The 12,476-nt window shown below is 72.3% G+C and carries 10 protein-coding genes; 3 read left to right on the plus strand and 7 right to left on the minus strand.

All coding sequences use genetic code 11. The features are described from left to right. Positions 1–5: 5 nt before the first annotated feature. The gene (locus tag K304_RS0104035) at positions 6–572 is read right to left on the minus strand and encodes a histidine phosphatase family protein (RefSeq protein WP_027762697.1); all 567 of its coding nucleotides are present in this window, start codon (positions 570–572) and stop codon (positions 6–8) included. Between the two features lie 144 nt (positions 573–716). Here K304_RS0104035 and K304_RS0104040 point away from each other — a divergent pair, with 144 nt between their 5' ends. Next, on the plus strand, positions 717–920 hold the full coding sequence (locus tag K304_RS0104040; protein ID WP_027762698.1) for a DUF1918 domain-containing protein: 204 nt from the start codon (positions 717–719) through the stop codon (positions 918–920). 69 nt (positions 921–989) lie between these two features. On the opposite strand, the gene K304_RS0104045 is transcribed toward K304_RS0104040, so the two are convergent. Further along, positions 990–2,255: a family 10 glycosylhydrolase gene (locus K304_RS0104045; protein WP_106965513.1), complete on the minus strand. Its 1,266-nt coding sequence runs from the start codon at positions 2,253–2,255 to the stop codon at positions 990–992. Between the two features lie 275 nt (positions 2,256–2,530). On the opposite strand from K304_RS0104045, the gene K304_RS0104055 reads away from it, so the two are divergent. Both K304_RS0104055 and K304_RS27170 read left to right on the plus strand, forming a co-directional pair. Further along, positions 2,531–3,391 carry a 3-hydroxybutyryl-CoA dehydrogenase gene (locus tag K304_RS0104055; protein ID WP_027762700.1) on the plus strand — a complete coding sequence of 287 codons (861 nt, stop codon included), beginning with the start codon at positions 2,531–2,533 and terminating at the stop codon, positions 3,389–3,391. 131 nt (positions 3,392–3,522) lie between these two features. Then, entirely contained in the window at positions 3,523–5,067 is a 1,545-nt protein-coding gene (locus K304_RS27170; RefSeq protein ID WP_037789196.1) for an MFS transporter, read from the plus strand. A 105-nt stretch (positions 5,068–5,172) separates the two neighbouring features. Here K304_RS27170 and K304_RS27175 read toward each other — a convergent pair whose 3' ends face one another. From K304_RS27175 to K304_RS0104085, 5 genes are all read right to left on the minus strand, one after another. Further along, positions 5,173–8,124 carry an NHLP bacteriocin export ABC transporter permease/ATPase subunit gene (locus K304_RS27175; protein ID WP_051307842.1) on the minus strand — a complete coding sequence of 984 codons (2,952 nt, stop codon included), beginning with the start codon at positions 8,122–8,124 and terminating at the stop codon, positions 5,173–5,175. A 1-nt stretch (position 8,125) separates the two neighbouring features. Continuing rightward, positions 8,126–10,243 carry an NHLP family bacteriocin export ABC transporter peptidase/permease/ATPase subunit gene (locus K304_RS0104070; RefSeq protein WP_486591574.1) on the minus strand — a complete coding sequence of 706 codons (2,118 nt, stop codon included), beginning with the start codon at positions 10,241–10,243 and terminating at the stop codon, positions 8,126–8,128. A gap of 197 nt (positions 10,244–10,440) precedes the next feature. Next, positions 10,441–11,247 carry an HlyD family efflux transporter periplasmic adaptor subunit gene (locus K304_RS0104075; RefSeq protein WP_027762702.1) on the minus strand — a complete coding sequence of 269 codons (807 nt, stop codon included), beginning with the start codon at positions 11,245–11,247 and terminating at the stop codon, positions 10,441–10,443. A gap of 181 nt (positions 11,248–11,428) precedes the next feature. After that, positions 11,429–11,635, minus strand: coding sequence for a hypothetical protein (locus K304_RS0104080; protein ID WP_027762703.1), 207 nt, complete (start codon positions 11,633–11,635; stop codon positions 11,429–11,431). 409 nt (positions 11,636–12,044) lie between these two features. Next, positions 12,045–12,269, minus strand: coding sequence for a hypothetical protein (locus K304_RS0104085; RefSeq protein ID WP_037789200.1), 225 nt, complete (start codon positions 12,267–12,269; stop codon positions 12,045–12,047). Between the last annotated feature and the right edge of the window lie 207 nt (positions 12,270–12,476).

Raw genomic sequence — 12,476 nt, forward strand, 5'->3', positions numbered from 1 at the left:
GGCGCTCAGCCGAGGCTGAGGCACCACTCCCCCGCACGGCCGGTGAAGGTGACGGTGGACAGCGGCTGCGCGTCGACGCGCCAGTACGCGTGGGGCGGCACGCGCAGCACGTAGCACAGGGCGGCCCGCACGACGGAGGGTTCGGCGACGGCCACCACCCGGTCGCCCCCGTCCGCCGGACGGGTGTCGAGCCAGCCGCCGACCCGGGAGATGAAGCTCAGCAGGGACTCGCCGCCGTGCGGCGCGGCGCGCGGGTCGGCGAGCCAGGCGTCGACGGCGTCGGGTTCACGGACGGCGACCTCCCGCAACGTGCTGCCGCGCCAGCGCCCCATGTCGCAGTCCCGCAGGGCGGGCTGGGCGACGACGGGGAGGCCGAGGGCGTCGCAGGTCTGCCGGCAGCGGACGGTGGGCGAGCAGTACCGCAGTTCGGCGGAGGCGAGGGGGGCCAGCTCGGGGGCCGTACGCAGGACCTCGAGCCGCCCGGCGTCGTCGAGCGGGCGGTCGTCGTCGAAGCGCACGTCCAGCACGGAGGAGCTGCGTGCGGCGGCGAGCAGCGTCACGCGTATGTGCATTCGGTGATCGTAGGGTGACGAGCCCCGTTCGTGGAGGCCCGTGCAGGAACCGTCTGCGCGGGTGAGCGCACGGGCCCGGGCCTACACTTGTGACCTGCGGCACAGCCGCTCCCGACCAGCTCCCCCGCAGAAGGAGGGCCGCCGATGCAAGCGGAAACGGGTGACCGGCTTCTGGTCCACGGCCGGACCGTCGGCCAGCACGACAGGGTCGCGGAGATCGTCGAGGTGATGGGCACGAACGGGGAGCCGCCCTACCGGGTGCGTTTCGAGGACGGCCACGAGGCGGTCATGTCGCCGGGGCCGGACTCGGTCGTGCGCCACGAGCCGGGGAGCGGGCCGCAGGTCTGACCGGCGGTCCGCCCGGCGAAGCCGGGGGCGCTCCCCGCGCCGAGGCGCGGGGAGCGCCCCCGACACGTCTCAGCGCGGGGGACGGACCCGGCAGCTGTAGTGGTCCTCCACCACGCGGGTCATGGCGCCGATGGGGTCGGACGCGACCTGCCGCGCGGAGAAGAACACGTGGCCCCGCACGTCGGGGTGGTCCTCGCAGAAGGTGAGGTGCGCGGACAGTTCCCCGGGGTCGTGCCACGGCGGGCCCTGCGCGGGGTCGGCGACCTTGTAGAGGGCCTCTCCGACGAACAGGTCGGTGCCGGTGCCCCGGACCACGTCGGCCCACCAGGGGACCAGCACGGCGTAGTCGGCGACGGTGAAGCCGATGTTCCAGTACACCTGTGGCACGACGTAGTCGAGCCACCCCTCGCGCACCCACTTCCGGGTGTCCGCGTAGAGGTCGTCGTAGGTCTCGACGCCGCCCTGGGTGTCGGAGCCCCGGTCGGGGTCGGTGGAGGCGTTGCGCCAGATCGCAAAGGGGCTGACGCCGAAGCGCACCCCGGGGCGGGTGCGGCGCAGCCGCCGGGAGGTCTCCTCGACGAGCCGGTCGATGTTGTCGCGGCGCCAGGAGGCGCGGTCGGGGAATCCCGCGCCGTGCTGCGCGTAGGCCGCGTCGTCGTCGAAGACCTGGCCGGCGACGGGGTACGGGTAGAAGTAGTCGTCCCAGTGCACGGCGTCGACGGCGTAGTTCTCCACCGCGTGGAACATCGCGTCCTGCACGAAGGCGCGGACCTCGGGGAGTCCGGGGTTGTAGTAGAGCTTGCCGCCGTAGGGCACCACCCATTCGGGGTGCTGCCGCGCGGGGTGCCCGGGGACCAGTCGTGCGGGGTCCTGGTGGTTGGCGATCCGGTAGGGGTTGAACCAGGCGTGCAGTTCGAGGCCGCGGCGATGGGCCTCCTCGACGGCGAAGCCGAGCGGGTCCCAGCCGGGGTCGCGGCCCTGCTGGCCGGTGAGGAAGGCCGACCAGGGTTCGAGGGGCGAGGGCCAGAAGGCGTCGGCGGTGGGCCGCACCTGGAGGATCACGGTGTTCAGCCGTCGCTCGACGGCCAGGTCGAGGAGGCCGAGGAGTTCCCGCTGCTGCTCGGCGGCGGGGAGCCCGGGGCGGCTGGGGAAGTCGATGTTCGCGACGGTGGCGACCCACATGCCGCGGAGTTCCCGCCGGCCGCGCCGTCGGTGCGCGGGGTCCCGGTGCGCGGCGGCAGGACCCGGGACCGCCCAGCCCGGGGTGGCGAGTGCCGCCCCGGACAGGACTCCGGCCGCCGCCGCGCCGAAGAGTCTTCGTGACATACGGCTCATGATGTGCTCCTCCTGATCGCCGTGGACCGGTGCAGCGTCCTGCGCCGACGGATCACCGGCAAGCAGGCGAAACGGCGCATCCGGGACCCCCGGTCGCTCCGGGTCGTCCTCTTGACACCGTGGGGCACCGGAGGGTGAGGCGTAGACCACTCCGGTCCGCCCCGGACCGCCGGACGGGTGACGCGGCGCGGTAACGTCGGCTCTCGCGAGGCGGCGCGGCCCGGGGACCCCACGGCCGTCACGCCCGGGACCCGAAGATCTGCGAAAGGCACGATGTGACCGACATCGAACACGTCGGAGTGGTGGGCTGCGGCCAGATGGGCGCCGGCATCGCCGAGGTGTGCGCGCGCGCCGGACTGGACGTCAAGGTCGCCGAGACCACCGGCGAGGCCCTGGAGCTGGGCCGTACCCGCCTGGTGAACTCGCTGGACAAGGCCGCCGCCCGCGGCAAGATGTCCGCCGAGGAGCGGGACGCGACACTGAACCGGCTGACCTTCACCACCGACCTCGGCGAGTTCGCCGACCGCGACCTGGTCGTCGAGGCGGTCGTGGAGAACGAGCAGGTGAAGACGGAGATCTTCCAGGTGCTCGACCAGGTCGTCACGCGCCCGGACGCCATCCTGGCATCGAACACCTCCTCGATTCCGCTGGTGAAGCTGGCCGTGGCGACCTCCCGCCCCGACCAGGTCATCGGCATCCACTTCTTCAACCCGGCACCGGTGCAGAACCTGGTCGAGCTGATCCCCGCGCTGACCACCGGCGAGGAGACCGTCAAGCGCGCCGAGGCGGCGGTGACGTCGCTGCTGGGCAAGCACGCCATCCGCGCGCAGGACCGCTCCGGTTTCGTGGTGAACGCGCTGCTCATCCCGTACCTGCTGTCGGCGATCCGGATGTTCGAGTCGGGCATCGCCTCGCGCGAGGACATCGACAACGGCATGGAGATGGGCTGCGCCCACCCGATGGGGCCGCTGAAGCTGGCGGACCTGATCGGCCTGGACACGGTCGCCTCGGTCGCGGACTCGATGTACGCGGAGTTCAAGGAGCCGCTGTACGCCGCGCCGCCGCTGCTCCAGCGGATGGTGGACGCCGGACGGCTGGGCCGCAAGGCGGGCGCGGGCTTCTACGCGTACGGCTGACGCCGGCCGGGCCCCACCGGCCCGTGGACCGCGGGCGGCCCCGTCCGCGGTCCACCCGAGTGGTGGCGCCCTCGGGGCGGGCTTACCGTCGTTCCAGGACCTGTCCGGCGGCAACGGCCACGGGACGCACCATGACGAACCCTCAGCCCGCCCCCGCCGTCTCCCCCTCCAAGCGCCGGAAGGGCGGCAGCGGCACAGCACTGCTGGTCATCGCCTCGTGCCAGTTGATGGTGGTGCTCGACATCACCATCGTGAACATCGCGCTGCCCCACATCCAGACGTCGCTGGGCTTCTCCACCGAAGGGCTGTCGTGGGTGATCAACGCCTACACGCTCACCTTCGGCGGGCTGCTGCTGCTCGGCGGCAGGTCCGGGGACATCCTCGGACGCCGGAGGATGTTCGTCACGGGCGTGGTGCTGTTCGTCGTCGCGTCGCTGCTGTGCGGGCTGGCGCAGAACCCGTGGGAGCTGCTCGCGGCCCGTTCGGTGCAGGGCATGGGCGGGGCGATCGCGTCCCCGACGGCGCTGGCGCTGATCGCGACGACCTTCACCGAGGGTCCGGAACGCAACCGGGCGTTCGGCGTGTTCGCGGCGGTGTCGGCGGGCGGCGGCGCGATCGGGCTGCTCGCGGGCGGGGTGCTGGTCGAATGGCTCGACTGGCGCTGGATCTTCTTCGTGAACGTGCCGATCGGCCTGCTCATCGCCTTCGCCACGCCTCGCGTCATCCGTGAGTCCGAGCGCCGGCCGGGCCGTTTCGACGTCACCGGCGCGCTGACCTCCACGCTCGGCATGGTGTCGCTGGTGTACGGCTTCATCCGGGCGTCCGAGGACGGCTGGCGCGACCCGGTCACCCTTGCCGCGTTCGCGGCGGCCGTGGTGCTGCTGTCGGTGTTCCTGCTGGTGGAACGGCGCTCCCGGCAGCCGATCACACCGCTGCGGATGTTCCGGGACCGCAACCGCGCCGGGACGTACGCCATGATGCTCTGTCTCGCCGCGGCGATCTTCGGGATGTTCTTCTTCCTGACGCTGTACGTGCAGAACGTGCTGGGCTTCGGGCCGCTGGCCGCCGGGCTGGCCTTCCTGCCGGTGAGCGCGGTCATCGCGGTCGGCGCGGCCCTGGCGTCGCAGCTGCTGCCCAGAACGGGACCGAAGCCGTTCATGGTGGTCGGCGGACTGTTCGCCGCGGCCGGGCTGTCGTGGCTGACGCTGACCGACATCGACAGCACCTACGCGGGCAGTGTGCTGGGGCCGATGCTGCTGTTCGGCTTCGGGATGGGCATGGAGTTCGTGTCGCTGACGCTGATGGCGGTCTCCGGGGTCGCGGAACGCGAGTCGGGAGCGGCGACCGGGCTGCTCAACGCCAGCCAGCAGGTCGGCGGGTCGCTCGGGCTGTCCATCCTGGTGACGGCCTTCGGCACGGCGGGCCGCAACGAGACGGAGTCCCTGCTGCCGCGGTTCCTCGAGCAGGCCACGCCGCAGGAGAAGGCGCGGTTGCGGCGCACCGGCGAGCTGCCGGGAGTGTGGGGCGACCGGGTGCTGACCTCCGGCGTCAGCGCGGCGTTCGTCGTGGCGGCGGTGATGGCCGGGCTGGCCGCGGTGATCGCGCTGTTCGTGATCCAGGTGCGCGCCTCCGACCTGGAACGGCTCCGGGGCGACCGGGACGCGAGGGGTCCGTGACCGCCCCGGCCCGGCGCGGGGCGACGTGACGGCGGCGGGCCGGCACGGCGGGAGCCGGGCCGCGTACCGGTGGACGGGTCGCGGGCCGGTGGACGGGTCGCGGGCTCACTGGAGCTGACGGCGGACCAGTTCACGGAACAGGCCGCCCGCATCCGCGAGCAGCTCGTCGGGACGGCCCTGCTGGACCACCCGTCCCTGTGACATCACCACGATCCGGTCGGCGTCCATCACGGTCGACAGCCGGTGTGCGATGACGATGCGGGTGGCGTGCAGCTCCCGCGTGCTGTCGGTGACGATGCGCTGCGTCTCGTTGTCGAGGGCGCTGGTGGCCTCGTCGAAGAACAGGATGCGGGCGCGGCGGATCAGCGCCTGGGCGATCATCAGACGCTGCCGCTGGCCGCCGGAGACGCTGCCGCCGCCGTCGGAGAGCATGGTGTGCATGCCCATCGGCATGGCCTTGATGTCCTCGGCGAGCCCGGCCATCCGGGCGGCCTGCCATGCCTCCTCCAGCGTGTAGGTCTCAGTGCCGCAGATGCACTCCAGGATCGAGCCGGTGAACGGCTGGGAGTTCTGCAGCACCACTCCGCACTGCCGCCTCACGGCCGCCTGGTCCAGCGCGGCGAGGTCCTGGCCGTCGTAGCGCACCTCGCCGGAGGTGGGCTTGTCGAAGCCGATGAGCAGCCGCAGCAGGGTGGACTTGCCGCAGCCGCTGGCTCCGACGATGGCGACGAACTCGCCCGGCTCGACGCGGAAGGAGACGTCGTCGAGCACCAGCGGCTCGCCCTCGCCGTACCGGAAGGACAGGCCGCTCGCCTCGATGGCGCCGGTGAGGATGCCCGGCTGGGTGCTGCCGCTGGCCACCTCGGGCCGTTCGTCGAGGATGGGGCGCAGCTGCTCGTACATGGGCAGGGCGGCGACGGCGGTGATCAGCGCGCCGGTCAGCTGGGTGGCGGAGGTCAGCAGCATGGTCACGGCCGCGGTGAAGGTGAGGAAGGCGCTGGGGCTGAGGCTGCCGCGGGCCGGACCGGCGAGCAGCATGAACAGGATGAGCATGCTCAACGGCAGGTGCACCGCGCCGAGTACGGCACTCAGATTGCGGATACGGCCGACGCGGCGCTGGAGTTCGCGGCTGCGGGCGAACTCGCCCGCCCACGCGCCGTACGCGAAGCTCTCCGCCGCGGCGACGCGGAGCTTCGGCAGCCCGCGCAGGGTCTGGAACGCCTGGTTGTTGAGCTTGTTGTTCAGGGCGACCAGCCGCCGCTGCCAGCGCACCTGCAGCAGGCCGGCGACGAGGAAGATCGAGGCGACCACGACCAGCATGCCGAGAGCGACCAGGGCGAGGGGGACGCTGAACCAGAGCAGCAGCGCCAGGTTGACGGCCGCCATGGTGACCGACTGCACGGCGACGGAGCTGATGCCGGAGATGACCTTGCGGATGGCGCTGACGCCCATGGCCGCGCTGGCCAGTTCGCCCGTGGAGCGGTGCTGGAAGAAGCGGGTGGGCAGGCGCAGCAGGCGGTCCCACACGGCGGGTTGGAGCGTGGCCTCCAGGCGCCCTTCCAGGCGGAGGATGGAGGTGTTCTGGAGCAGCAGGAAAGCGGCCGACACGGTGACGACGGCCACCAGGGCGACCGAGGTCTGCACGATGAGGCTGGTCTCCGCGTTGGGCACGAAGACGCCGAGGACCTGCCCGGTGGCGATGGGCACCAGGGCGCCCAGGCCGACCGCGGCGAGCGAGCTGAGGATCAGGTTGCGCACATCCAGCCGGGTGCCGCGCACGGCGAAGAGCAGCAGCCGCTTCTTGGACATCGGCCGGTCCGGGAGCGGGCGGTAGAACATCACGCCGCGCCGCTCGAAGCGCGCCTGGTTGCGCTTGGTGACGGGTGTCCGTTCGCCGGTCTCCGGGTCGACCGCCTCGTACCGGCGGCGGCGCCACAGCAGGGCGACGGGGGCGCCGTTGCCGCGACGGCCGACGAGGGGCCCGGCGTTCTCCCGCCACCAGTCGCCGTCCAGCCGCACCACCCGGGTGCGGACGCGGGCGGCGGTGGCGATGCGTTCCACCGGGCTGAGGCGGTCGTTGCCCGGCCCGTCCGGGACGGTGGCCGGAAGGGTGATACCCGTGGCGCTTGCCACCAGGCGGCAGGCGGCCAGTGTGGCGTCGTCGCCCGCCCGGCCGGTGCGGGAGGGTTCCCCCCGGGGGCGTCCCATCGAGTCCAGCAGGGCCTGGTCGGCCTGTTCCCGTACTGCCTCGCCGGCCTCGATGCCGGCGGCGGTGCGGTCCTCGTGGGCGCGTTCGAGGCGTTCGATCCAGCGGTCCAGGGCGCGCAGCAGCCGGGACTGCTGGTTGACCATGTGCTGCCAGGTCGCGGGGTCGATCAGCAGGTCGTGGGAGCCGTCGCCGTAGGCCGCGGCGTACTGCACGCAGCCGGCGGCGACGGGCATCCACAGGATCTCGTCGTCCACGGGGTCCTGCGGCCCGGGGGCGCTCCCGGCGGGCTGCTGCACGGGCTGCCCGTCGAGCGGGGCCTCGAAGAGGATGCGCAGGCCGCGCCCGACGCCGCGGGCGAAGGCGTCCTCCAGCGGCCCGGTACCGCCGTACTGGTTCCACTGGCCGGTGTTCCACTGCGTCCCGTGCCCGGTGCCGTCGTCGCCGTACCCCGCCGCGGCGGGCCACTGGCCGGTGTCGTTCCACTGGCCGTCGGAGGGGTGCTGGAGTTCGCGCAGCGGGATGCGGCGGAGCGCGCAGTCGGCGAGGGGACGGCCGACGAGGGTGTGCCGTGGGCCGTCGACGGGGCCGAGGAGGAGGGTGCCGGGCTCCAGCCGGCCGAGGAAGTGCCAGTGGCCGTGCTCGCCGACGTCGACGGCGAACACGTCCATGGCCCCCTGGACGACGAGCCACAGGACGTGCGGGCCCTCGAGGGAGAGGCTGCGGACGCCGCTGGCGTCGACCGGCTGCCCGAGGGCTCCGAGGTGGCCGACGACCACGTCGTCACCGGGCCCGTGGGCGCCGGGCCCGTCGGTGCCGCCGGTGGCCGGAGGCTGCTGTGCGTGGCTCACCTCAGTGCTCCTTGACCAGCTCGGCGTAGGTGCCGCCGGCGGCGACCAGCTCGTGGTGGCGGCCGCGTTCGACGACGGAGCCGCGGTCGAGGACGACGATCTCGTCGCTGTCGCGGACCGTGCTGAGCCGGTGGGCGATGACGATGCAGGCGCAGCCGCGGCGGCGCAGGTTGTCGATGATGAGGGCCTCGGTCTCGGCGTCCAGGGCGCTGGTGACCTCGTCGAGGACGAGGATGCTGGGACGGCGGACCAGTGCGCGGGCGATCTCGAGGCGCTGCCGCTGGCCGCCGGAGAAGTTGCGGCCGTCCTGCTCGACCCGGCTGTGGATGCCGCCGGGGCGCCGGGAGACGACGTCGAGGATCGCGGCGTCCTCGAGGGCGGCGTGCACGGCGTCGTCGGGGAGGGAGGGGTCCCACAGGGCGATGTTGTCGCGGACGGTTCCCTCGAAGAGGAAGACGTCCTGGTCCACGAAGGAGACGGAGGCGGCGAGTTCGCTGCGGGAGATGTCCTCCAGCCGGCGGCCGTCGATGCGGATGATGCCGTCCCAGGGGCTGTAGAGGCCGGATATCAGGCGCGAGACGGTGGACTTGCCGCTGCCCGAACCCCCGACGAGCGCGACCTGCCGGCCGGGGCCGACGTTCAGCGAGAAGCCCTTGAGCAGGGGTTCGTCGAGCGGGCTGTAGCCGAAGGTGATGTTCTCCAGGCTGACGTGCCCCTTGAGCCGGCGGGTGCTCGCCTCGGGTTCGCGGCGGGTGTAGAGGCGGTCGGCGGGAAAGGTCTCGACGTCCTTGAGCCGGGCGACGTCGGCGGCGAAGTCCTGGATGCGGCCCACGATGCCGTTGAGCCGGGTGATGGGCGCGGTGAAGCTGGTCACCAGGGCCTGGAAGGCGACGAGCAGGCCGACGGTGATGGCGCCCTCGACCGCGCGCAGGCCGCCGATGAGGAGGATCATGGCGCTGTTGAGGGCGGCCAGGCTGGGGGCGACGATGGCCAGCACGGCGGTGGGGACGCCCAGCTTCTGCTGCTCGTCCAGAGTGGTGGCGTGCTGTCCCGCCCAGCGGCGGAAATAGCCGTTCTCCCCGCCGGTGGCCTTCATCGTCTCGATGAGCTGGAGGCCGCTGTAGGAGGTGTTGGTGAGCTTCGCGGAATCGGCCCGCAGCTTCTGGGTGCGGGTGGCGCGCAGCCGGATGACGATCCGCATGGCGAGGACGTTGAGCAGCGCGATCGACACGCCGACCACGGTCAACTGCGGGTCGTAGGTCCACAGCAGCACCGCGTAGAGCACGACGACCACGGTGTCCACGCCGGCGGCGGCGAGGTCGCGCGCCAGCGTCTCGGCGACGGAGTCGTTGGAGCGCAGCCGCTGGACGAGGTCGGCGGGGTTGCGCTGGGCGAAGAAGGTGACGGGCAGCCGCAACAGGTGGCGGAAGAAGCGGGCGCTGCTGAGAGTGGAGGAGATGATGCGCCCGCGCAGCAGGTTGGCCTGTTGCAGCCCGGTCAGCACGGCGGTGAGCACCACCGCGGCGCCCATCGCGCCGAACAGCACGCTCAGGAGCGAGGTCTGGCCGCCGAGCAGGAACATGTCGATGTAGGTACGGCTGAGCGCGGGAATCGTCGCACCGACCACGACCAGCAGGAAGCTGGCCACGAGCGCCGCGAGCATGGTGCCGCTGGTGCCGCGCAGCCGCGCGGGCAGGGCGCGGGCCACCCCCGGTTTCCTGCCGCCGCGGCGGAACCCGTCGGAGGGCTCGAAGGTGAGCACGACACCGGTGAAGCTGGTGTCGAACTGCTCCATGGAGACGAAACGCCGGCCCTTGGCGGGGTCGTTGATGTGGACGCCGGTCCTGCCGAAGCGGCGCCCCACGCCGTCGAACACGACGTAGTGGTTGAACTCCCAGAACAGGATGGCCGGGGCACGGACCTCGGCGAGGCCCGCCGGTTCCATCTGCATGCCCTTGGCGGTGAGGCCGTAGGAACGGGCCGCCTTGAGCAGATTGCTGGCGCGGGATCCGTCCCGGGAGACGCCGCAGGCGATGCGCAGCTCCTCCAGGGGCACGTGCCGTCCGTAGTGGGCGAGGACCATGGCGAGCGATGCGGCCCCGCACTCCACGGCCTCCATCTGGAGGACGGACGGTGTGCGGACGGTCCGCTGCCGGCCGGCCTTCGGCGGCGGGCCGGGTCGCGCGCGGGTGGGCCGTCGCCGCCGGCCGCCGGGGGCCGGGGCCGGGCGGCGGCGGGCGCCCGCGGGTGCGGAGCGGCTGCGGCGGCGGCCGGGCTCGGTGTCCGGCCGTATGCCGCCGGGGGCTTCGGAGGAGGTCACGGGAGGAGCCATTCGGCAGGGTGCTGGGAGTCGAGGCGGACCGCGCCGCTGACCGTCGTGGAGGATTCGAGCGCGAAGGGAGGGCCGCCGTCGACGGACCAGCGCAGCCCGGACTCCGTGCCGGGAGACTTCTGCAGGCGGACGCGCACCGCGACCGGCGGGCCGTCGCGGGTGAACTGCTCGGCGAGGCGGGCGTCGCCGACGAAGGAGGCGATCTGCTCCGCTCCGCGGGGACTGCGGCCGACGGACTCGACGGTGCCGCGCAGCACTCCGTACTGCTGGGTGGACACCGACTGGACGGTGAGGTCGACGGGGTCGCCCTCGGACACGCCCTCCGACTCCGCGCCGGGTATGTAGAGGGTGGCGACCAGGGGGTCGTCGGGGCCGCGGACGCGTTCGAGGAGAGCGACGTCCGCTCCGGCGGTGACGACGGAGCCGATCCCGGCGGCGACGGTGGTCACGCGCCCCGGGGCGACGGTGCGGATCGCGGTGACGCCGGCCTCCGTACGGACCCGGACCAACGGCTCGTCGGCGCCGAGGAGTTCGCCTTCCTTGGCCAGCACCTCGGTGACCTGGCCCGCGACGGGGCTCTGCAGCAGGTAGGTGCCCTCGCCGTGGGTGAGGACCCCGGGTGCGTCGAGTTTGCTGGAGACGGTGCCGGTGACCGACCAGACCGCTGCCGCGACCATCACCACGACCGTGACGAGAAGGACGATACGGCCCTGCGGGCGGGCGAAACGCACCGGCACGTCGAGTTCTTCGGGCGACTGCAGCTTGGAAAGCGCCTTCTGCCGGAATTGCACGTCACTTTTCCTTCGCTGCGCTTGCCTTCACCGGTGACCTGGCGGAATCGGTGGACGAACTTAACACACAGGCCCCGGAACGTGAGTTCCGGGGCCTGCGCTTCTCGCTTCCGGTGAGCGGAACTCACCGTTCGCCGCGAGTGGGGTGCACGGACCGTGCGGCCCGTGCGCCAGGGGACCGTCAGAGGTTGAGGCCGGTCTCCGGGCCGACGTTCAGGCCGCCCAGGTTCAGGCCGCCCAGGTCGGTGGCCACGCCGCCGAGGTCCGCGCCCAGCACGTTCTCGACGGTGGTGCCGACCTGGCCCATGGCGCCGTCGAGCAGACCGCCGGAGATGTTGTCCAGCTCGGCGTCGGCGATCTCGGCGGTCTCGATGTGGTCGTTACGCATGGGAAGTGGTTCCCTTCATTGCTTCGTTCATAGGGGGAAATCACCCGGATCGAGATACCGGTCCGAATGAAGGGCAGGCGCGAAGAAGGTTTCCCGTGAGGGAAATTGCTCTCCCCCGTCGCCCGCCGGACGATCAGAACACGTGAGCGGAACGTCATGCCACTCGGTGACCCCCAGGTCGTCACATCTTCACACCCGGCATGGACCCGGTGATGAGCCCTCACGACCTCGTTCCATCCGCACGGCTCGCGGCTACGAATACTTGTCCCACTCGTCCGGCGGGCCCCGGCGGCGGCCCGGGCACGCGGAAGGGGGCGCCCCAGGTACCTGGGGCGCCCCCTTCGTGCGCGATGCTCGCGGCCTCTCCGTCAGGCGTCTCCGCCGACGGGCCGGCCGCGGACGGGCATCGTCAGACCAGGCCGCCGGTGAGGCCGGAGACGGTGCCGGTCACGCCGTCCAGGCCGGGGACCGGGAGGGCGTCCAGGCCGAGGCCGTCGACGCCGGCGGAGACGCCGCCGCCCAGCTCGGTGCCCGCAACGCCGACAACGCCCTCGGCGGCGACGCCGACACCACCGGAAACCTGGTCGAGCTCGGCGTCGGCGATCTCAGCGGTCTCGATCTTGTCGTTCAGCATGGGAAGCGCCTTCCATACATCGTTCTCGTGAGGGGAAACAACATGCCGGCACCTGGCGGATGCCGACGCCCGCAGGGCGACCGCACAGATCCTCGTGGAGGGGTGTCTGTCCGGCCGGTGGCCCGCCGGAGGTTGGATCAGATCACGGTCGGCCGAGCAGTGACCACCCACGACGGGACAGGTCGTCAGATCTTCACGTCATCCGCC

The sequence above is a fragment of the Streptomyces sp. CNS606 genome, assembly GCF_000426325.1.